Source organism: Chitinophaga sp. G7 BAM 1005 (assembly GCF_057126945.1).
The window spans coordinates 3,381,568-3,402,929 of sequence record NZ_CP181478.1 but is presented as its reverse complement, the minus strand read 5'-3'; the positions used below and the strand labels follow the sequence as shown (position 1 = coordinate 3,402,929).

The window sequence follows — 21,362 nt, the reverse complement described above, 5'->3', positions numbered from 1 at the left end:
ATCTTTTTAACGAGATATAAATTATTCCCGTTTTCTGAAAGATCCGCATATTTGCATATCTTTTCATAAGCGGAATACCATTTCATGAATGTAGTAAAACAGATGCGAAAAAGATATTTACTGGCAGGACTCCTTTTAAACAGCATATCCCTGCATGCACAAGAGCCCGTGGTTGCGGGCTACCTCGGAAGGTTCGATGGACAGTTTGCCCCGGTATTGATTAACCAGCAAAAACAATGGCTGCATATTTCCGGTGCAGTATTGGTAGATAAAACGGAAAATATAGGCTACTATAATACCATCGTAGCCGTGAAACATAATGCTTATGGCGCTATTAGCAATGCCGGTAAGATCATTGCCCCATTCAAATACGATGAAGTAATCCTGGCTGATGAACATGATGATCACGATTCTTCAAAAAATTATTGCTTTGTCATTACCCGGCTCAATGGAAAATACGGCGCCGCAGATACACTCGGCAACGTTATCTGCCCGCCGGTATACAGTGAGGTAAGCACGCTCACGCCCCATGTACTGAAAATGAAGAAAGATGGCCGCTGGGGATGGATAGAGATTAAAACCGGTAAGGTATTACAGGAACCCATATACGAAGACGCAGATAAGAGCTACGTAAGGGATAACACCATACAAATAAAAAAGGCGGGTAAAGTTGGACTGGTAGCGGAAGACGGCGCCATCATTGTTCCGGCGGAATATGAATCGTTTGATTATCTCGGTGGCAGTAATCTTTATATGGGCTTTACGGCCAATGGTAAAGCCGGCGTGATGGATAAAAGCGGCAGGATCGTTCTTCCAGCTGTCTATGATAAATGCGCCGTGGGACCAACCCAGGAACTGTTTGCCGTTACAAAAAATGATAAAACAGGTTTCGTGGATTCGCATGGTAAAACACTGCTCCCGTTTCAATACAGCACAGCCACCAGGACAGGCAATGTCATGAAAGTAAGCATAGGCAATAAATACGGCGTGGTAAATGCCGAAGGCAAAGAGATCATCCCGCCACGATACAGTGATATTAAAGCCATCAATGCAAGAGGACAGGAAGCTTATGACGACGGCATAATAATGGCGCCCGGGCAAACAACAATGGACGAGAGATCGCCAATACCTGCGGTATTCCTGGTAAGCGATGCCACCGGTACCAGTTTGCTGGATGCCAATGGAAAGAATCTCTCAGCTCGTACATATAGCCGCATAACGCCTTTCTCCTGGCAGGACATTCCCTGGCTGGCAGTAGAACAAAATGGTAAAACAGGACTATTGGGAATGGATGGAAAAATGATCCTGCCAGCGGCTTATGATGGTTTTGTAAATGGCTACGGCAGCGGATTCTCCTACCTGGATGATAACGCCGGGGAAAGCAAAAAAAATTACCTGCCCGTTTCAAAAGGAGAGCGGATAGGATTGGTTGACATCATCACCGGTAAAGAAATCATCCCCGCCAGGTACGACTGGATGCAGTGGCGAAACAGCCGGATACTGCTCCTGCGCAATGGCGATACCTCCTCACTGGCAGATATAACAGGAAAGATCATCCGCGGCGGAAAAAAGTATGGATTTTTTACCGTGGTAGATACCAACAGGATCGTGGAAACACAGTATAACAACGATGGCACCACCACCAGTATACTCACTGACCTCGCCGGCAATACGCTGTATAGCAGCCAACGCTGGGAGTTTAAAGAAGACAGGGCCACCCGGGTGCTGATGCCGGAAAGCGAAAAGAGGAGCGGTGCAAGATTCAATGACGGGCTGTTAAAGATATGGAGCGATGCCCGCAACAATGTGTTTGTAGATACCAACGGGAAAGAAGTGGTTTTTGAAGGCTACAGTTTTGTAGGGGATTTCTGGAACGGCCTCGCCCTGGCGGGAATAGACAGCACCCCACAACATACGCTGTACGGCATTATCAACCGCAATAAAGAAATTGTTTATCCTGTTACAGCCGATGATATTCTGGGCATGGAAAACCTGCTCGTGGTAAAAAAAGGAGACCTGAAAGGACTGATCACAAAAGAAGGTAAAGTATTACTCCCCACCGAATACGGGGATATCGACAATATCTATGATTCGCCTTTTTTCAAGATATCACGCAATAACAAGTATGGCGTAGCCGATGCCCTGGGCAGGATAATTTTACCGGTAGAATTTGAGGATATCAGCTACCGGAAAGATGAAAAGTTATTCCAGGTAACCCGCGCAGGTAAGTACGGCATCGCAGATGCCACCGGTAAAATGATCATTCGCGCCATCTATGATGACATGGACACTAACCAGGGATATGGAAAAAATATCTTTCCATTACTGGTACAGGAAGGTAAATGGTACTTTTACATCGATGCAGAGGGGAAAGCATTCCCATATAAATCACTGAAGAAAAAAGGATATGACGATTAAAGGTATAACAGGCAGGCATATACGTTCTTTACTGGCAGGTAGTTTTTTACTGGCAGCCCACACTTTATCAGCACAACAGGGATCCGTGTTTCATGGCGGTTTTGCCCGTATGGAAGAAGCTGAAAAAAGCTGGTACATCGATCCCGCCGGTAAGAAAGTATTTGATCAGATCATTGCCATGTATCACCCGGTTAGCACCACACCGGCAGATGAAGGAGGACACTCCCTGATTACAACCAACGAGCAGGAAACCATGTTACTGGTAAGCAGCAACGGCAAAACAGGCATTGTTGCCGGCAATGGAAAATGGCTGCTGTCACCTGTATATGATACCATCGAACTGAAATGGAAAACTTACCTGGTATTGCATCAGCAGGGTAAAATGACCTATGCAGATACCTACGGCAAGCTGCTGCTGCCGCTGCAGTTTGAAGACGCAGGCATATTGGATGATGAACACTTTGATGTGAAAACCGGTGGTAAATGGGGCATTTACAGTACACCGGAAAAACGGCTGCTGATACCGGCCATCTATGAATCATTCGACTACTGCGGAGGATGCGGCCGGAAAGGAGATTACCTGTTTGCGCAGAAAAATGGTAAATGGGGCATCATCGACTTTGATAACAACATCCTCATGCCTTTTGAATATGAACATGAACACGCCTTTATGCGCAGCGACAACTGGGTACAGTGTTTAAAAAAGCAGGGACACGAAGTAACCATCAACCTGGAAACAAAAAAAGAATACGCGGCGCCGGAGTATACAGGCATGACAGTAATAGGTAATGGTTTACTGAAAGCGCAAAAGAACGGGAAATATGGACTGATCGGGCAGAACGGCGCTACAGTAGCCGATTTTATTTATGATGATATCAGCGATGTGTACGACGAAACAGAAAGCGGACCCTATCTACGGATCACCCAAAACGGTAAAACAGGTATCCTCCGGGAAGATGGAAAAGTAATCATCGCCCCGGCATACGAAGGCGATATCACAGCATCAGGGGAGTATTTCATTATTCCTGTTGATGGTAACTACAATCTCACGGATACCACCGGTAAAAAGTTACTGGCAAAAGATTACAACGAAATAACAACGCCGGATAAATATTTCCCGGTTCCTCTCTTCAAGCTCAAACAGAAAGCACTGTATGGTTTTTACAACCCGGTGAACAGGAAAGTAGTAGAACCCGCCTTCTTTGATATCGACCGCACTACAGTTACTGCTCCCGGTATGGATTTACTGGAAGTAAGTTACCAGGAGAAATACGGCTTGTATAATGCAGCAGGGGAGCAGGTATTGCCCGTGGTTTACAAACAACTGGATGGCCTGGTACCCGGCCTGGTAGCGGTAAAGAAAGAAACAGGCGCGGGTGTGTATGATATCAGGAACAAGAAAATGCTGATCCCTGCCACCTATCACAGCATCAGCGTATCGGCGGCAGACACCAGTTTATTATTTGTATCCCAAAACACTTCCGAAGGCGGCTACAGGGAACTTTTCTTTAATCACAATGGCATGAAGGTACCTGCGCCTAAAGCGCCACTTATCCAGGAAAAGAAATCCCAATTGCTGAAAAAAGAAACGGCCAATGGAGAATATCCGCTTTACGGTTATACCAGCAGCAACGGTAAGGTGATGGTGCCTCCTATATACGATCGCTTACTCGTGGAAAAGAACGGGCAGGGCTTCCTGGCGCAAAAAGCCGGTAAATTTATCGTGCTGGATAAAGCCGGTCAACCGGTAAGCAAACAGGTTTTTGACGATGTAATGCTGGAAGAAATACCTGGCTATGGCGCCACGGAAGTACAGTACGGGTTCCCGTTGCTTTGCAGAACAGGAGATACGTATCAGTACCTTACTGCCACCGGGAGTTTTCTGCCTGTTAAAATTACCGGCATCGTAGCTTTTAGTCCGTACGGGATATACGGCATTCCCGGACTATAGCATTTTTTTTGACGGCTAATATTAAAACCCTATTTTAGCAAGTCGAAAAAGTAACCATAATAGAAAGTACCAGAATCCCCGGTTGTTATTGGACGTCATATAGTAGTGACCCTAAAAACTGATTAGCTATATGCGGAAGTCGCTTTTATTGTTTGTCGCGTCACTGGCACTGGTTTTCCTGTTGCTTGTGGTATTGTTTTTTTCCGGTTATAAGATCCATCGCCAAAGCTCCCAAAGGTTGCTGCAGGCAACAGACACGTTGATGGAGGAAAATCCATCCGTTCATTTAATGGACTCCGCATTATTTACACTCAATGATGCAGAGAACAACTTCCGTTTGTATACAGCCTTGTATCAACGGAAATACCTCGAAATATTTTCGGCGGATCTTGGTAACGTTTTGTCTATGATAGATACTATCAGCAGTTCACTGAATGGAAAATCTGCCGGCGTATCCTTTGCTGGTTTGATGAAAGAGAAAGAAGACCTGTCCCGTAAAATTGCTTCGCTGAAGCAGGCTACCGATTCTATGCTCACCCGTTCCATCAAAAATGAAATGATTGATCAGCTGCTTAGTGGCATCCCGGCTTACTCTGTGAAGCAGATCAGAAAAGAGAAGGTAACAATAGACACGGTGAATAATGTGCAACAGCCGGCTGCCGGGAAGAAGAACATTTTCAAAAGACTGGGCAATGCCTTCTCCAATAAAAAAGATACGGTGAAAGCGCAGATCAGTATTGTGGTGAAAACGAAGAGCGGAAAGGTGATCGACAAGGAAACCTACGATGCCATGCAGCTGAAGAAAGTAGTAACGGATATCAACGGCTATTATAAAGATATTCTGAAACAGCAGCTCCTCAACCGGATGAAGCTGAATGAAAACGAATCGTCATTAGCAGGCGCCAACATCGCCATGATGGAGGAACTGAAAGTATTACTGATTTCCCTGCGGGAACATGCCGCCATGCAGGGCCGGGAAGAAAAGAAGGCCGCCCGCAACGTGGTTACCGGTAGTACGGCCAAAATGCGGGGTATTGTGCTAACCGGTTTAATAGCCCTGTTGATTTGCCTGGCAGTAATTGCCGCTGCTGCCTGGAAGGTGCGTAAAAACAACCGCCTGCTGAAAGCCGGTAAACTGGCCGCGGAAGAACAAACCCGTATGCGCACAGACTTCCTCAATAACATGAGCCATGAAATGCGTACGCCGCTTACTTCGGTGGCAGGCTTCACGGAACAGCTGTCGTATACCCCGCTGAACCCCGTCCAGAAAGAGTTGGTAACCTCTATCGACTCAGCTGCCAACATGCTGGTGCAGGTGGTGAACGATGTACTCGACTTTTCAAAACTGGAACATGATTATATATCTTTCACCCTGCAACCTTTTGTGTTGTACCAGGTATTTAATGATACTGTAAATATGATGCGCGTCCAGGCGGCAAAGAAAAACCTGGAGTTTAATGTAAGCTTTGAAGGAGATCGTAACGGGCAGGTAAATGGCGACATCTTTCGCCTGAAACAGGTGTTGTCAAACCTGATCAGCAACGCTATTAAATACACAGAAAAAGGCGCAGTAACGGTAACGGCTATATTGGAACCCGGAAGTGAAAAACAGTGGCAGTTCCGGTTTACCGTTGCGGATACCGGCGATGGCATCAGCCCGGAAGCGCAGCAACACCTGTTTGAGCGGTTCTTCCAGGCAGGGAATGCCAAAAGCCAGTTGAAAGGTACCGGGCTGGGACTGGCTATTACCAAACGCCTGATTAGTTTGCAGGGAGGAGATATTACGGTGGAGAGCGAACTGCAGAAAGGCTCCCGTTTTATCTGCCGGATCCCTTATGAAAAAGTAAGCATCCCGTTGATGGTGCCCCGGCATAGCAACGAAGGGGCCGAAATGGTGGGCGCACACATGGAAGGCCGCTACGTACTTATTGCCGACGACCAGGAAATGAACCTGTTGTTGCTGAAGCTGATCCTCACCCGCTGGAAATGCCGCTTCGATATGGCTACCGACGGACAAGCCGCGCTCGAACTGTTTCAGCAATATAATTACGACCTCATTTTACTGGACCTGCATATGCCCGGGTTGAATGGCATCGAGGTGATGGAACATATCCGGAAAGACAATGATCCCGGAAAGGCAGCAGTGGTAACGCTGGCTTTAACCGCCAACATTTCCGCCGACGATGAAGCCGCCTTTACAAAGGCCGGCTTCAACGGCTGGCTCCTGAAGCCTTTCCGGGAAAAGGATATTTACAAAGCGATCATGGCGCACCTACGTGTTTAACGCCAGCACATCATCCACGCCTACTTCCTTAATAAAATCCGGATCATGGGAAATAACCAGCAGTGTGCCTTTATACTCCCCGAAAATCTGCGTCAGTATATTAATGTTCTGCAGATCGAGGTTGTTGGTGGGCTCATCGAGCAGGATCATGTCGGGCGCTTTGTCCTGTAAGGTCATGCTGCAGAGGGCCAGTCGCAGCATTTCGCCGCCACTGAGCACTGCGCACAACTTATCCCAGGTATCCGGACCAAAAAGAAAATTCACCAGCATCGTTTTTACCATCGATACTTCCAGCAGGTTATTGTTGTAAGACAATGCCTGCTGCAATACCGTTTTGCTCCGGTCGATCAGCGTGTAATCCTGGTCCAGCAGCAAACTGCGCGTATCGGCCGTATACAGCTCGCCCGTTGACGGCGCCAGCCTGCCCAGTATCAATTGCAGCAAGGTGGATTTGCCGCTGCCGTTAGGCCCTGTAATGGCCAGCCGCTGGCCGCTGCGGATGGTAAAGGTGAGGGGCGTTATCCAAAGCATATTTTCCGGAGATGCCAACCTTGTTGGCTCGTTGGATGGCTGGTGATCAGGGGCCGGGAGTTCCGCTTGTGCTGCAGGCCATCCGAAATTCACCTCGTTTGCCTGCACCAGCACTTTCCCGGTATGAAGGGTGGACTGCTCAAAATAGCCCTTCATCATGCGCTGGATCTGCGTCATAGCGGAGAGTTCCTGCCAGCCGGCACGCAGTTCCTCCACTTTTTCCGTGTGTACCTGTTTTATTTTTGCGGTAGATACTTCTGCATTATTTTTCCTGCCATTCAACAGTATTTTTGGAATACCTCCTGTTTTGGCCTGTTTCCGCGCCTGTGCATCGGCATGTTGTTTGCGCTCTATGGCCTCCTGCCGCTGCTTTTTGGCTTCTTTGAGCGTTTTCGCCTGGTGATCTACGCGTTGTTGCAACGCATCTGCTTCCACCGCTTTTTGCGCTGCGTAGAAATCGTAGTTGCCGCCGTACGTTTTTATGCCATTGGGTTGCAGCTCCCAGATGGGCTCGCAGAGGCGCAGCAGCTGCCGGTCGTGGCTCACAATCAGCAACGTGCGCGATGTGACGGCCATCCATTCGTATAGCTGTTGCCGTGCGTGGTAATCGAGGTGGTTGGTGGGCTCATCCAGCAACACCACCGATGGCTCAAAGATGTCGATACCAGCCAGGAAGAGCCGTGTTTTTTCGCCCCCGCTGAGGGTGGACAAAGGCTGATCTGGTAGTAATGCACGAAGGCCCCATTTTTCAAAGGCCGCTTCACTGCGCGCGGCAATGTCCCAGTCGTCCCCAAGCACGTCGTACAGGTGCGGACTGGTTTCGCCCGCCAGGATTAATGCAAGGGCATTGAGTTTTTGTGCGGTGCCTGCTGCCTCCGCCACGGTGAGCGTATTAAAATGGCCAAAATGCTGCGGCACATAATAGCATGGTTCTATAGTCCGGATAGTGCCGGAAGTCGCAGTTTCCTGGCCGGCAATGATCTTCAGTAAAGTAGATTTGCCCGCGCCGTTGGGACCCGCAATAGCTGCCCGGTAGCCTTTATGAAGCGTGAAACTGACATCCTGGAATAAATACTGCCCCGATGGAAGCTGGTAACTGACTTGTTGTGCGCTGATAAGCATGTGAAATCACTTTGAAATGAACAATGGCGACGACAGGAAGCGTCGGGTTAGCGGGTCGGGAAATGACAGTACGCATTTTCATGGCAGTAAAATTTAGTTGAATAAATCAGCGTATGCAGCAGCATCGCTGTATAACGGTAAAAAAATATGGAAACGGGAGATAAAACACGCCGGAGCGGCATGTATACAGGTATCAGCCTGCTATTGTATGTAGTGTATTGATCACATGGTTGGGCAAAGGTAGAAAAAAATTCTTAAATTTTGGGTGATATTTCACCGGTTAGTGACACTAGTATATAAAACCAGGCTTATATGCGTACTCATGAAGATCAATGGTTGGAAGATATATACCGGAACACCCTGCCACGGGTAGCAGGCGTCATACACCGGATGGGTGGCCACCTGGAGATGGCCAAAGATATTTTCCAGGATGCTGTAATTATCTATCTCGAAAAACAACAGCAAAACAAACTACCTGACGGGGTACCTGCGGAAGCATACATTACAGGCATCGCCAGGATTCTTGCTATCCGGAAACTAAAACAATCCGGTCCGCATATTCCACTGGATGACATGGACGGCGATATTGGTGTGCCCGCAGATTATTATGCGCCTCCACCTGTGGCAAAGCCGGTACTGGAGTATGTGAAAGCCGCCGGGAAAAAGTGTTTGCAGCTCCTGCACGCATTTTATTATGATCATCTTTCCATACAGGAAATAACGGCAGGCTTTAATTTTAAAACACAACATTCTGCCAGCGTACAGAAATACAAATGCCTGGAAAAAGTAAGGGAACAAATTAAACAATCAGATTATGCGGAAACAGTTAGCTGAAGCACAGGAAATAGAACAATACCTGCTGCGGGAAATGCCTGTTTCCTCCCGGCTGGTGTTCCAGGCCAGGATGCTGGTGGCGCCTGCATTGCGGGAAAAAGTGAAGTATCAGCGCAAAACGTTGCAGCTGGTGCGCTGGCTCGCCCGCGAAGAAAAACGCCAACAGCTGGATCAGCTTTTCCTGCGCCTCATGCAGGATACTTCTTTCAATAATTCCATCACCTCCATTTTTAAATAATATGGCATTCCTGGTTCCTACCGTAATCGACGGCGACAGCCGCGGGGCATTTGATATATACAGCCTGTTGCTGAAAGAAAGGATTATTTTTCTCGGCACCGCCATCGACGACCAGGTGGCTAACCTGGTTGTGGCGCAGCTGCTGTACCTCGACAGTGAAAATCACCGGCCTATTAATATGTACATCAACAGCCCGGGCGGCGTTGTGTATGCAGGCATGGCCATTTATGATACCATGAAAATGCTGAAATCGCCGGTATCCACTATGGCAATGGGTTTCACCGGCAGCATGGGTACTATCATTCTTACTGCCGGCGCTACCGGTCAACGGTATGCGCTGCCCAATGCCACTATTCACATGCATCCTGCAAGCGGCGGCGCCAAAGGATATACGGAAGATGTGCGTATTGCCTTTAATGAACAGGGCCGGCTGCAGCAAAAACTTTTCCAGATCATTGCCCTGCAATCGGGTCGCTCCGTGGAAGAAGTAACGCACGCTTTCCGGAATGATCATTTCATGGCTGCGGAAGAAGCCCGGGATTTCGGGCTGGTAGATGAAGTGCTGAACAGCGCTGCTACACTGCCTGCGCTGGCATTCCGGCAGGAACTATTGCCAGCCGCCGCCCAGCGCACGGTATAAAAATACCACTGCCTGTAACTGCTGCAAATGATCGTTGATCCTGCCCAGTTGCGCCGCTAAAAGGCTCTGTTGCGCATTCAATACTTCTGTGTAATTGGCAAATCCGTACCGCACCAGTTCCTGCGTATAATCAACCGACAATTGCAGATTTTGTAATTGCAGCCGCCGCGAGTTTCCTTTTTCCAGGGCTGTCTGGTAAGAATATAATGCGTTCGATACTTCCTGTCCGGCCGTTAATACCGCGGTATGGAAGTCCAGCGCCGCCTGTTCCTGCTGCTCTTTCGCTACTTTGAGCCTGGTTTTATTAATGCCCTGGTTAAAGATGGGTTGTGTTAAACCCGCCGCCAGGTTGCTGATCCAGGAGCCCGGTCCCGTGAGTGACAGGTAGCTGGTATAACCGCCCGAAGCAGAAATAGTGAGCGCGGGGTAAAAATACGTACGCGCTACATTGGTCAGTTCATAATAGTAACGCAGGTTATATTCCGCCGCCTGCACATCCGGCCGGTTGGCAAGCAGTTGTGCCGGCACGCCGGTTTTCAGCAACATTACCGGTCGCTGGTCGTCCATGCTGCTGCGGCTGATAGGGCCAGGCGCGCGGCCCAGCAGGAGGTTCAGCTGGTTCTCTGTTTCACGGATCGATTGCTTCAGATCAGGGATCGTTACTTCTGCGGCATACCTGCTGGCTTCACTTTGCACTACCGCCGCGCCGGTTACCACATCTCCCTTTTTCAGTTCTTTCATCACCTCTACGGTGGCTTGCCAGTTTACTACGGTTTGCTGCGTTATTTTCAGTTGCTGATCCAGTGCGGTGAGGTTATAGTAGTTGGTGGCAATACCGGCAATCAGCCCGGTTTGTACGGCCCTTGCATTGGCGGATGCCTGCAGGAATGCCGCCAAACCAGCGCGCCTGCTGCTGCGCAGCTTACCCCAGATGTCCGCTTCCCAGGTGGCGGCGAGCCCGGCGTTGTATTGCTGCGGTATAACGGTTCTGCCTGTACGCTGTTGGTTGGAGGCGCCGGCATAGGCGGCGCTTACATCGCCATTTACAGCGGGGTACAGTGCCTGCCTGCTTTGCGAATAGTTGGCTTCTGCCTGCCGCATGCGCGACCATGCCACCTGGAGGTCGAGGTTGTGCTGAATACCGGTGTCAATGAGTTGTTGCAGGAGGGAGTCCGTGAAAATTTCTTTCCAGTGAACGGTAGCCAAACTATTGGTATCCGTTGTATTTACATCCCGGTACAGGTGATTGTCTGTGATGGCGGGCGATTGGTAAGTCTTCGTGATGCCACAGGCAGTTAGGAATCCTGCCAGGACTACAGTGAGTAAAATATATATGCTGTTACGACCATTCATATTACCTGTTTTGAGATCTGCCTGCGGCAGAATTTTTTTAAGATGCCGGTGTTGTTACCGGCGGCTGCGCGTCTTCTTCATCTTCTTCTTCCGGCGCGCGTTTTATTTTTTCCTGTAAGGTTTGAAAGATGATAAACAAAGTAGGTGTAATAAATATACCGAATACAGTACCCACCAGCATTCCGCCAACAGCGCCTGTGCCGATAGACCGGTTACCATTGGCGCCGGCGCCGGAGGCCAGCATCAACGGGATGAGGCCGAGGATAAAGGCGAAGGACGTCATCAGGATGGGTCGTAGCCTGGCCTGCGCGCCGCTCACCGCCGCTTCTGCAATACTCATTCCGCCGCGGCGTCTTTCCGCTGCATATTCTACAATCAGGATCGCATTTTTTGCGAGTAATCCTATCAGCATGATCAGCGTGATCTGTACATAAATATTGTTGCTCACACCAAACAGCTGCGCAAACAGGAACGCGCCGAAAATGCCCACCGGTATTGCCAGCAGGATGGCAAAGGGTAAGAGGTAACTTTCATATTGCGCGCTGAGCAGCAGGTACACAAAGATGAGGCACAGCAGGAAGATAAAAATAGTTTGACTGCTCCCTGCTAATTCTTCACGGCTAAGTCCCGAAAACTCAAACCCAAAGCCGGCTGGCAATGTTTCCGCTGCCGATTCCCTGATGGCGGCAATAGATTCACCGGAGCTGAACCCTGAGTTGGGCGTACCATTTACGCTGATGGAATTGAACAGGTTAAACCGCGTAATGGCTTGCGGGCCGTAGGTTTGCGAGAGACTCACAAATTCCGTGATCGGCACCATCACCCCCTCGCCGGTGCGCACAAATACGGCATTCAAACTTTCTTCCGTCATCCTGAACTCCGGCGAAGCCTGCACCATTACCCGGTATTGCTGACCAAACTGGTTGAAGTTAGAAGCATAAATACCGCCAAAATATCCCTGCATGGCATTGGTGATATCTGTTACATTTAACCCGGCATCCTTTATTTTCGGCACGTTTACATTCATCAGGTATTGCGGGAAATTAGGATTGAAAGAAGTGGTGGCAAACTGGATTTCCGGCCGTTGGTTTAATACGGTGAGGAAGTCTTTGCTTACTTTATAAAAGTGCGCAATATCGCCACCGGTTTTATCCTGGAGCTGAAAGGCAAACCCGTTGGAGGCGCCAAAACCCTGGATGGTGCCGGGAGCAAAGAATTTGATCTCTGCTTCGGTCATGTCCGCGGTTTTCTTATTCAGTTCCTTAATGATCTGCTGAATGTTCCGGGTGCGCTGATTCCAGGGGATGAGGCGCATCACCACCATCGCGTAGTTGCTGCCGGTGCCGGATAATTGCCCGCGTCCTGTAACAGCCAGCACGTTGTTGATTTCTGGTATGGTGGCCGCTATCTTTTCAATTTTGCGTGTCACCACATCGGTGCGTTCCAGCGAAGCATCCGGCGGTAGGCTGATGTTACAGTTTACCGTACCAAGATCTTCTTCCGGCACAAAAGCGGTGGGTGTCATCCTGGCAAGGATCACCAGTCCTGTACAGAAAGTTACGAGGATAATAACCGGGATCCACTTTCGTTTGCTGAAGAAACGCAAGGTACTGGTATAACGTTTTGTGAGTCTTTCAAAAGCCACATTGAACGCCTGATAGAAACGTTGCAGGAAGTTCATTTTCGTATGTTCCTTCCCGTGAGGCTTCAGGAAAATGGCGCAGAGCGCAGGACTCAGCGTAAGCGCATTGATCGCTGAAAGCACAATAGCAATGGCCAGCGTAAGCCCGAATTGTTTATAGAAAATGCCGGAAGATCCGCCGATAAAACTAACGGGGATAAATACGGCAGACATCACCAGCGTGATGGAAATAATAGCGCCGGATATTTCATCCAGTGCGTCGATACTCGCTTTGCGGGCGGATTTGTAGCCGGTATCCAGGCGTGCATGCACCGCTTCCACAATTACAATCGCATCATCTACCACAATACCGATGGCCAGGATAAGCGCAAACAGGGTAAGCAGGTTAATGGTAAATCCAAACAGTTTGAGGAAGAAGAAGGTGCCTATAATGGCTACGGGAACGGATATCGCCGGTATCAGTGTAGAGCGGAAGTCCTGCAGGAAAATAAACACCACTACAAACACCAGTATAAATGCTTCCACCAGCGTATGCAGTACTTTATCGATAGAGGCGGTGAGGAAGTCGTCCACGTTTTGCAGCACGACATACTTCACGCCTTTGGGAAATGTTTTGGAGGCTTCGTCCATTACCTTCAGTGTTTCGCGGATCACATCGCGGGCGTTGGAGCCGGCCACCTGTGCAACGCTTACGGAAACTGCGGGGTAGCCGTTGGTGCGGGTGCTGTTGAAATAGCTGAGGGCGCCCAGTTCAATGCGGGCCACATCTTTCATCCGCAGCAAACGGCTGCGCAGGTTGGAGCGCAACACGATGTTGCCGAATTGGGTGGTGTCGATGAGTGTGCCAGGGTACCGGATCACGTATTGGAACGATTGTCCGCCGCTTTCCCCAAACTGACCGGGAGCGGCCTGGATATTCTGCTCGGCCAGCGCGGCGGTGATATCTGCGGGTACCAGTCCGTACGAAGCCATTGCCTGGGTATTGAGCCAGATCCGCATGGAGTAGTCCATGTTACCGGAGGCGGAAGCATCGCCCACACCGGGGATACGTTTAATGACCGGGGTGATATTGATATCCGTATAATTTTGCAGGAAGGTTTGATCGAAAGATGGATTGGTGCTGTAAACGGAGAAGATGAGCAGGTTACTGGTCTGCTTCTTTTGCACGGTAACGCCGGAGCGGGTTACTTCCTGCGGGAGCAATGGTGTGGCGCGGGCCACCGCATTTTGTACATTCACTGCCGCCATATTGGGATCGCTGCCAATTTTAAAGCTAACGGTAATATTCGCGGAGCCGTCGTTACCGGCAGTAGAGGTAATATAATCCATGTTCTCCACGCCGTTGATCTGCTGTTCCAGCGGCACTACCACGCTTTTCAGCACCACGTCGGCATTGGCGCCGCTGTAGGAGGTTTGCACCTGTATGGTGGGCGGGGCAATGTCGGGATACTGGGAGATGGGTAGTGATACCAGCCCCAGTATGCCCAGCGTCACAATAATGACAGACACTACTGTTGATAATACCGGCCGCTCTATAAATCTTTTTAACATGATATTGTTTTAAATGGATCAGAGACTGTTGTAAACACTGTCTGCGTTTACCAGGCGGGGATTGATCACCAGGTCTTCCCGGAGGTTGCTGATCCCGTCTACCACTATTTTATCGCCTGCTTTCACGCCATGCTGCACTACAAACGATTGCCCGGCGGCGCTGGCATTAGAGCCGATGTCTACTGATCTTACTTTATTATCTGCATCCAATACATACACGAACAGTTTGCCCTGGATCTGGAAAGTGGCCTTTTGCGGCACCAGCAGCGCGGTATCTACCGGCTGGGGTATCCGTACAATGGCGCTGCTGCCGCTGCGTACCAACCCATCGGGATTGGAAAAGGTGGCTCTCATATTGAGTGCCCCGGTGGAAGGGTTAATTAAACCGCTGGCAGTTTCCACGCGTCCTTTGCGGGGCAGCACAATGCCATTGGCCAGCACCAGTGTTACCGGCGGCAAGGTGGCCAGCTTTTCCTGCATGGTGGCGCCTTTGGAGGCCAGGAAGAAATCCAGTCCCTGTCTTTCATTGATAGAAAAATACGCGTAGATCTGGGTAATATTGGAAACGGTCGTCAGCGGGTTGGGCGTGGTGCTGTTTACCAGGCTGCCTATTTTGTAAGGCAGGATACCTATCACGCCATCGGCCGGACTGTAAATAGTAGTATAGCTTAAATTGGTTTTGGCATTGTTAAGCGCTGCCTGGGCCTGCGCCAGTGCGGCCTGTTTGGATTGGAGGTTATAGGCCGCAGCTTCCAGTTCATAGGCGCTGATGATGTCCTTTTCTACCAGGGGCTTTACCTTGTTGAGCTGCATCTGTGCGGCATTTACATCTGCCACCGCTATTTTAATATTGGCCTGGGCAGTATTTACATTCTGCTCGTATTGCGGCGCGCTGATACGGAATAACAGCTGTCCTTTTTTTACGGTAGCGCCTTCGTCGATGTAGATGGCATCTACATATCCATCTATCTTGGGACGGATCTCAATATTCTGGATACCTTGAATGGTGGCGGGATAGTCGGCATTGATGATGGCATTTTTAGGTTGCAGTACAATAACAGGGTAAGGCTTTACAGCGGTTTGTGTGCTCCCTTGTTTCTTGTTTTTACAGGCACATAACAGCAACAGCAGAAGAGCAATTGTAGATCTACTCATAGCATTTTACGGTTCATTTAAATAATACAGACAGCAATCAGGTACTATGAGTAACTATCCGTTTGATGGTATTGTTCAAAAACAGGCGATAATTATCCGGTAGCTGGCTACGGGATATTAGACGGGCATCAGGCTAATTAGTTTATTATGACAATGTTAACTACTGTTAAAGCCGCGCAGGCGCCACCGTGTGGAATAAAAAAAACTGGAATAACGCTAAGATTACCGTGGTTTCCTGCTTTATCTCTTCATAAACCAACTATCTAAAGTTAATTTATGAAAATAGGGATGTTAATAGGAGCACTGGCGCTGCCGGCCATGACCTTTGCACAGCAGGCATACACACTGAAAGGTAAAGTGGGACAGGTGGAACCCGGCGCCAAAGCCTATCTGGACCGGCGCGTGAACGGGGAAACCTTTCTCGACTCGGCCGTTATCAAAAATGGCAGCTTTGAATTTAAAGGCACGCTGAAGTCGCCCTACCTGGTGATGCTGACGGTGGATCATAAAGGTACAGGTGTTGGTAACCACGGGACTGATGCGGACCGCCGGCTGCTTTACCTGGATAACGCTACCTTTACCATTGCCGGTACGGGCAACATCAGCGATGCAGTGATTACCGGTTCGCCTGTAAACAAGGAACACGACCGGTATAAATTATTTATTTCGGCCTACGACTCTGCAATGGCAGGCATCAATAAGGATTTTGGCGGCGCTACAGCTGCGCAAAGGAATGATACCACCTTCACCAATAAGCTGAATACGCGCTTCCATGCGGCCATTGATGAAAAGAAAGCGCTGCAGCGCCGGTTTATCAGCGAAAACCCCAACTCTTTTTTCAGCATTGTAGCGCTGAAAGAGCTGGCGGTAATGAATAATATGAACCTGAAGGAGCTAACGCCTATGTACAACAGCCTTACGGCTGCGCTGAAGAAAAGCCCTGCCGGCCAGGAGTTTTACCAGTCGATGGAAACCGAAAAGGCACTGGGTATTGGTGCGTCCGCACCGGATTTTACCCAAAATGATATTAACGACAACCCCGTGAAGTTATCCGACTTTAAGGGGAAATACGTGTTACTCGATTTCTGGGCTTCCTGGTGTGGACCCTGCCGTGCAGAAAATCCTAATGTAGTGGCTGCCTACAAGAAGTTTCATGATAAAAACTTCGTCGTGCTGAGCGTATCGCTGGATCAGCCGGGGAAGAAGGCTGCCTGGCTGGGCGCCATTGAAAAAGATGGGTTGCAGGACTTTGTGCATGTATCCGATCTTAAATACTGGGATAATGCGGTGGCACGCCAGTATGGCGTACGGGGCGTACCCACCAACTACCTGATTGCGCCGGATGGAAAAATTATTGCAAAGAATCTCCGTGGCGAACAACTGGATAAACAGCTGACGGGGTTAATCGTCAACAAATAATAAGGGACCATCTCCTATATCAGTCATATAAATTAAATACAACAGCCGGTTCAGTGGAGTGAACCGGCAACTTATTATTCCCATTTGAACGACCGGATGGATAATCCCGCAATCAGTATACCCCATACGATCAGGCCCGCCAGTTGCAGCGGTATCTGCCAGATATGCAAACCTTCAAAGGCAATTTTGCGTAACCCGTCTACAAAAAAAGTAAGTGGTAATAATTCGCAAAAAGTGCGTAACCATACCGGGTAATTATCTATCGGGAAAAATAAACCACACAGTAATATCTGTGGTACGGTGAGCGTGTTGGCCACCGGCGCAATAGAGCTTTCATTGCGGATCATGCCGCTGATAATAAAACCGATGCCCATAAAAATCACCAATCCAAAAACAGATAACAGCAGCATTTCCATAAACGTGAGAAGCCCGTTTACCAGTGTGAACTGAAACGCAAAATATCCCAGCGCGGTGATAATAATAAAGCAGATGATCTGGAATAATAACCGGCTGAGCATTTCTCCCAATAGTATGGCGGCACGGCTCACCGGCGTTACGTATATGCGTTTCAGTACGAGCGTATGCCTTAGGTTAAACAACAGGAATGCAGAGCTGAATACGCCCGCCATGAGCAGGGAAAAACCCAGCTGTCCCGGTAAAATAAAATCTATCTGGCGATATACACGGCCGGGAATGTTCACTACATAAATGGAAGCGGGCGCTGGTTGATCCGGCAGTATGCGTTGGTTTACCTTGCTGGCGGCTTCCTGCAATGCCGCCTGGATCAGCGGCATTTTATCCGCTACTGCACTACTCCCCAGCAGATCCGTCCGGAATTGGGGCTGGCCGTTTACTACGGTGGGTGCATGAAGATAGAGAACGCCGGCAATCCTTCCTTTTTTCAGATCCGACAGCATCGCCGCTGAATCGCTGCCATAGGAAAGGTCGAAGATAGGGATGGCTTTAATGGCTGCATACATCGGGCTGGAGCTGTCGCTGTGGGGCGACAGGCGGATCTTTACTTTCACAGCGGTATTGTCCACCATTGCGCCAAAAACCGTAACAAAAATAACCGGGAACAGGAGTGCAAATACAACCGAAGTAGGGCTTCGCAGGGTGGCGATAAGGCTTGCTTTTGCCATCACCAACGCTGCTTTAAACTGACTATACTTCTTTGCCATATGCGTGTTGTTACCAGATAAAAGGAAGTAATGCTTTTCTGTTGGCCGGGTATTCGGGGAATTGTTGCTGATACCAGCGGTGGTTAGCCATTGCACGGGGCAGGAGGTTGGCGCAGGTCCAGATAAAGAAGGCCAGTGCCGGCAGGCTCCAGGTAAGCAATGCATAGCCTCCCCATTCTATGATTTCACCAGCCAGGTTAGGAGAGGAGATGTATTTGAAAAGCCCGGCCTGCGGTATTTTATAACCGGTTTCATGTTTTTTTCTCAGGTGTATCAGCTGGTAATCCGACCACCAGTTGATACCCATACCTGCCAGGAATAAAAACAAGCCGATTATAAACGGGGGTGTGTAATACCAGGAAATAAACGCGTTGTCCGGGTAATGTCCAAAGGCCGCAAACCATATGCCCAGCAGGGAGCCATTCACCGTATTAAACAACATAGCCGACAGCATAATTACCACCGGCATTTTTTTGCCTTTGGTACGTATCATGAACGGATATACGAAACTCCGGTGTACATAATGCAGCAGGAAAAGAAAGATCATAACGCCGGCGGGGGAACGCCATTGAAAAGTACGGAGCGGGATCCATATGAGGAAGGTAACCAGCACAGTAGCTTCCATCAGCAGCCAGCCGAGTTTGTTGGAGATCATGGGTCCCCATTGGTTGCTGCTGTAGCGGCCGTAGGGCGCTTCCCTGCGTAACAGGTAAATGCCTGCGCCAATGCCGGTGAGCGCCCAGCAACAAACAAAAACAACATAACCGCGGAGTGGTAAATAGTCAATCATTTGATAGCGCCTGTTTGTTTGAACCAATCAATTGTATCCCGTAGGGTTTCCGTAAAAGGCCGCGGCCGGAAATTGAGTTCCGCAGTGGCCTTTGCATGATCAATTTTTTTGTTACTGTAAATCAGGTTGTACACCGACTGACGCGTATAAAAAGGTGGTCCGCCGCTGATGGCCGCCAGTATTCTCACTAATGGCAGCATACTGAATACGAGCCACAAAGGTACTACCCGCAGCGTTACCGGCTGTTCTTTTATCCGGCCGATTTCCCTGTTCAGGGCAACGAGTGATACCCACTCGCCGCTAAGGAGGTATACCGCGCCGGGAGTTCCGCGGCTTAAAGCACTCACAATGGCTCCCGCCACATCCCTCACATCTGTGAAATCAACGCCGCCGGGAATGAGGGCGGGAATTTTTCCTTTGTACATATTAATAACCGCTTTGCCTATCAATGATGGTTGACGGTCGAATGGCCCCATTACAGCTGTTGGCGCCAGCACGATCACTTCCATACCGTTGCCGTTATATTCCAGCACAATAGCCTGCGACACTGCTTTGGAATAGTCGTAACCGTAGCGCTTGGTTTTTACCACGTCGCGGTTTTCATCCATTGGCTGGTCGTAGGGCGCCTGGTTGTACGCGGTAACGGAACTGAGGTGAATGAACCTTTTGACGCCGGCCTCTTGTGCGGCGGCGGCCAGTAACCGGGTACCACCGGCATTGATATGAAAGAGGGTTTTATCGGGCCGGTCATCTACCGAAATCACTGCTGCCAGGTGTATCACAGCATCAGCACCTGCAACAAGGCGGCGGATAGCCGCTTCTTCTAACAGGTGTCCCTGTACGAAAGTGATACCCTCCGGGGCCGTTTCCGGTAACGGTTTACGGGTAAGCAGCCGCAGGGTATGGCCGTCGGATAACAACAGGGGAACCAGTACACCGCCTATATAGCCGGAAGCTCCGGTTATTGCAATTTTCATCTTCAAATATAAAATAGAATTAACCCGTAGAAGATAACGCTTATAGGTCGCTTTGGTTGACTTTTTTAATATTTGTATATATTTGTTTCAGAAGAATGCAGTACTGAGCACCTATAGCCCACATGTCCATGAAATCAATAAATTACAAACCTCATCCGGCTCTGAGGGATCTCGTGAGTTATTTGGGTATCTATGAAGTAGATTTTACCCAAAACAAGGCGCTGTCAAACATTTACAGGTTTGTGCCCGCCTACCAGCGGTATATTATATTTTACCTGGAAGACCCGATCAAAGTAATGAAGGCGGGTAGGAACGACTTTGTTACCAAAACAGTTTGTGTAACCATCGGGCCGCAGGAGCAGGCGGTAACCCTGGACATGGGAAGCCGGCACCTGGCGCTGTGTATCTGTTTTCAACCCAGCGGCCTGCACCGCCTGCTCAAGATTCCGATGTCTGAAATATACGACCAGGATTTTGATACCCGCTTACTAATGGGTGGTAATGAAATTGATGAAATCACCGAACGGTTGAAAGAAGCCGATGATTGGGATCACATGATAAGTATCGTTGAATTTTATCTCCTTAAAAAAATATCCCAGGTAAAGCCGATACTGCCGGTAGACAAAGCAATGGCTGCCCTGGTGAACATCGGTGGAAATGGTAGCATAGAAAGCCTGGCGTCGCTTGCCTGCCTGAGCCTGCGGCAGTTTGAACGGAAATGTACCGAACGGCTGGGGATGCCGCCCAAACAATATGCCCGGCTCATCCGGTTCTGCAAAGCCTACCAGCTAAAGGAACAGTTCCCAGAGAAAACCTGGACCGAGATCGCTTATAAAAGCGGTTACTATGATCAGATGCACTTTATCCGCGACTTCAAAAAATTTGCAGGCATTACCCCTTCCTTTATCCATGAAGAAGAACTCACCAATACCATCCGGCTGCACAAAATAATGGTGTAAAAGTAAAAGATGTCGCTTTTGTACTATGTCCCTGCCATTAATCACGATAATTTCGCCACGATCAACGTACGACCTTTCTCCATAGGAGTAGCATCCCAATACCTGTATAGAACGCCATTCTAAAATCGGGTAATATGTCATCCAGCGTTGGTTACCCCAAAATCAATATCATGTTTACCTGTAGGCGGGCTATTTACATAGCCGGCTCCATAAATAAATATGATATCCTGTCTATTGCCCCTCTTCCTACTACGACTATCATTTTTAGAAAAAATTCTCCGCAGGATTGATTACAATTGTAAAAATTGACGGAGTCA

15 protein-coding genes are annotated in these 21,362 nt (G+C 49.0%); 8 read left to right on the top strand and 7 right to left on the bottom strand.

Going from position 1 to position 21,362, the window contains the following annotated elements; translation table 11 throughout:
* The first annotated feature begins 102 nt into the window (after positions 1-102).
* The 3 genes from ACMXI2_RS13555 (at position 103) to ACMXI2_RS13545 (ending at position 6,653) form a co-directional block, all read left to right on the top strand.
* Positions 103-2,418, top strand: coding sequence for a WG repeat-containing protein (locus tag ACMXI2_RS13555; protein WP_483782099.1), 2,316 nt, complete (start codon positions 103-105; stop codon positions 2,416-2,418).
* Positions 2,408-4,369, top strand: a complete 1,962-nt coding sequence (locus ACMXI2_RS13550; protein ID WP_483782098.1) for a WG repeat-containing protein — start codon at positions 2,408-2,410, stop codon at positions 4,367-4,369. Before ACMXI2_RS13555 ends, ACMXI2_RS13550 begins: the two co-directional genes overlap by 11 nt.
* A gap of 130 nt (positions 4,370-4,499) precedes the next feature.
* Positions 4,500-6,653: a hybrid sensor histidine kinase/response regulator gene (locus tag ACMXI2_RS13545; RefSeq protein ID WP_483782097.1), complete on the top strand. Its 2,154-nt coding sequence runs from the start codon at positions 4,500-4,502 to the stop codon at positions 6,651-6,653.
* Here ACMXI2_RS13545 and ACMXI2_RS13540 read toward each other — a convergent pair.
* A complete protein-coding gene (locus ACMXI2_RS13540) occupies positions 6,642-8,306 on the bottom strand; it encodes an ABC-F family ATP-binding cassette domain-containing protein (RefSeq protein ID WP_483782096.1) in 1,665 nt (554 codons plus the stop codon). The two genes, ACMXI2_RS13545 and ACMXI2_RS13540, sit on opposite strands and share 12 nt — an antisense overlap.
* A 312-nt stretch (positions 8,307-8,618) precedes the next feature.
* On the opposite strand from ACMXI2_RS13540, the gene ACMXI2_RS13535 reads away from it, so the two are divergent.
* From ACMXI2_RS13535 to ACMXI2_RS13525, 3 genes are read left to right on the top strand one after another with little or no spacing between them, the layout of a single operon-like run.
* Positions 8,619-9,140 (top strand): RNA polymerase sigma factor, encoded by a 522-nt coding sequence (locus ACMXI2_RS13535; protein ID WP_483782095.1) that lies wholly within the window; start codon positions 8,619-8,621, stop codon positions 9,138-9,140.
* A complete protein-coding gene (locus tag ACMXI2_RS13530) occupies positions 9,121-9,378 on the top strand; it encodes a hypothetical protein (protein ID WP_483782094.1) in 258 nt (85 codons plus the stop codon). The genes ACMXI2_RS13535 and ACMXI2_RS13530 overlap by 20 nt, the downstream gene beginning before the upstream one ends.
* A 1-nt stretch (position 9,379) precedes the next feature.
* The gene (locus ACMXI2_RS13525) at positions 9,380-10,018 is read left to right on the top strand and encodes a ClpP family protease (protein ID WP_483782093.1); all 639 of its coding nucleotides are present in this window, start codon (positions 9,380-9,382) and stop codon (positions 10,016-10,018) included.
* Here the strand turns inward: ACMXI2_RS13525 and ACMXI2_RS13520 are convergent.
* From ACMXI2_RS13520 to ACMXI2_RS13510, 3 genes are read right to left on the bottom strand one after another with little or no spacing between them, the layout of a single operon-like run.
* Entirely contained in the window at positions 9,986-11,371 is a 1,386-nt protein-coding gene (locus ACMXI2_RS13520; RefSeq protein WP_483782092.1) for a TolC family protein, read from the bottom strand. The two genes, ACMXI2_RS13525 and ACMXI2_RS13520, sit on opposite strands and share 33 nt — an antisense overlap.
* A gap of 37 nt (positions 11,372-11,408) precedes the next feature.
* Entirely contained in the window at positions 11,409-14,564 is a 3,156-nt protein-coding gene (locus tag ACMXI2_RS13515) for an efflux RND transporter permease subunit (protein WP_483782091.1), read from the bottom strand.
* A gap of 18 nt (positions 14,565-14,582) precedes the next feature.
* Entirely contained in the window at positions 14,583-15,719 is a 1,137-nt protein-coding gene (locus ACMXI2_RS13510) for an efflux RND transporter periplasmic adaptor subunit (protein WP_483782090.1), read from the bottom strand.
* Between the two features lie 276 nt (positions 15,720-15,995).
* On the opposite strand from ACMXI2_RS13510, the gene ACMXI2_RS13505 reads away from it, so the two are divergent.
* A complete protein-coding gene (locus ACMXI2_RS13505; protein ID WP_483782089.1) occupies positions 15,996-17,138 on the top strand; it encodes a redoxin domain-containing protein in 1,143 nt (380 codons plus the stop codon).
* Between the two features lie 74 nt (positions 17,139-17,212).
* Here the strand turns inward: ACMXI2_RS13505 and ACMXI2_RS13500 are convergent, their stop codons facing one another.
* From ACMXI2_RS13500 to ACMXI2_RS13490, 3 genes are read right to left on the bottom strand one after another with little or no spacing between them, the layout of a single operon-like run.
* The gene (locus ACMXI2_RS13500) at positions 17,213-18,319 is read right to left on the bottom strand and encodes an ABC transporter permease (protein ID WP_483782088.1); all 1,107 of its coding nucleotides are present in this window, start codon (positions 18,317-18,319) and stop codon (positions 17,213-17,215) included.
* A gap of 10 nt (positions 18,320-18,329) precedes the next feature.
* Positions 18,330-19,109, bottom strand: a complete 780-nt coding sequence (locus ACMXI2_RS13495) for a DUF1295 domain-containing protein (protein WP_483782087.1) — start codon at positions 19,107-19,109, stop codon at positions 18,330-18,332.
* Positions 19,106-20,086 (bottom strand): NAD-dependent epimerase/dehydratase family protein, encoded by a 981-nt coding sequence (locus ACMXI2_RS13490; RefSeq protein WP_483782086.1) that lies wholly within the window; start codon positions 20,084-20,086, stop codon positions 19,106-19,108. Before ACMXI2_RS13490 ends, ACMXI2_RS13495 begins: the two co-directional genes overlap by 4 nt.
* A 128-nt stretch (positions 20,087-20,214) precedes the next feature.
* Between ACMXI2_RS13490 and ACMXI2_RS13485 the strand changes: the two genes are divergently transcribed.
* Positions 20,215-21,045, top strand: coding sequence for a helix-turn-helix domain-containing protein (locus ACMXI2_RS13485; RefSeq protein ID WP_483782085.1), 831 nt, complete (start codon positions 20,215-20,217; stop codon positions 21,043-21,045).
* Positions 21,046-21,362: the final 317 nt, after the last annotated feature.

What these genes read in the sequence shown, in the direction of transcription:
- ACMXI2_RS13555 (WP_483782099.1), top strand. Translation starts at nt 103, where the DNA reads ATGCGAAAAAGATATTTACTGGCAGGACTCCTTTTAAACAGCATATCC.
- ACMXI2_RS13550 (WP_483782098.1), top strand. Translation starts at nt 2,408, where the DNA reads ATGACGATTAAAGGTATAACAGGCAGGCATATACGTTCTTTACTGGCA.
- ACMXI2_RS13545 (WP_483782097.1), top strand. Translation starts at nt 4,500, where the DNA reads ATGCGGAAGTCGCTTTTATTGTTTGTCGCGTCACTGGCACTGGTTTTC.
- ACMXI2_RS13540 (WP_483782096.1), bottom strand. Translation starts at nt 8,306, where the DNA reads ATGCTTATCAGCGCACAACAAGTCAGTTACCAGCTTCCATCGGGGCAG.
- ACMXI2_RS13535 (WP_483782095.1), top strand. Translation starts at nt 8,619, where the DNA reads ATGCGTACTCATGAAGATCAATGGTTGGAAGATATATACCGGAACACC.
- ACMXI2_RS13530 (WP_483782094.1), top strand. Translation starts at nt 9,121, where the DNA reads ATGCGGAAACAGTTAGCTGAAGCACAGGAAATAGAACAATACCTGCTG.
- ACMXI2_RS13525 (WP_483782093.1), top strand. Translation starts at nt 9,380, where the DNA reads ATGGCATTCCTGGTTCCTACCGTAATCGACGGCGACAGCCGCGGGGCA.
- ACMXI2_RS13520 (WP_483782092.1), bottom strand. Translation starts at nt 11,371, where the DNA reads ATGAATGGTCGTAACAGCATATATATTTTACTCACTGTAGTCCTGGCA.
- ACMXI2_RS13515 (WP_483782091.1), bottom strand. Translation starts at nt 14,564, where the DNA reads ATGTTAAAAAGATTTATAGAGCGGCCGGTATTATCAACAGTAGTGTCT.
- ACMXI2_RS13510 (WP_483782090.1), bottom strand. Translation starts at nt 15,719, where the DNA reads ATGAGTAGATCTACAATTGCTCTTCTGCTGTTGCTGTTATGTGCCTGT.
- ACMXI2_RS13505 (WP_483782089.1), top strand. Translation starts at nt 15,996, where the DNA reads ATGAAAATAGGGATGTTAATAGGAGCACTGGCGCTGCCGGCCATGACC.
- ACMXI2_RS13500 (WP_483782088.1), bottom strand. Translation starts at nt 18,319, where the DNA reads ATGGCAAAGAAGTATAGTCAGTTTAAAGCAGCGTTGGTGATGGCAAAA.
- ACMXI2_RS13495 (WP_483782087.1), bottom strand. Translation starts at nt 19,109, where the DNA reads ATGATTGACTATTTACCACTCCGCGGTTATGTTGTTTTTGTTTGTTGC.
- ACMXI2_RS13490 (WP_483782086.1), bottom strand. Translation starts at nt 20,086, where the DNA reads ATGAAAATTGCAATAACCGGAGCTTCCGGCTATATAGGCGGTGTACTG.
- ACMXI2_RS13485 (WP_483782085.1), top strand. Translation starts at nt 20,215, where the DNA reads ATGAAATCAATAAATTACAAACCTCATCCGGCTCTGAGGGATCTCGTG.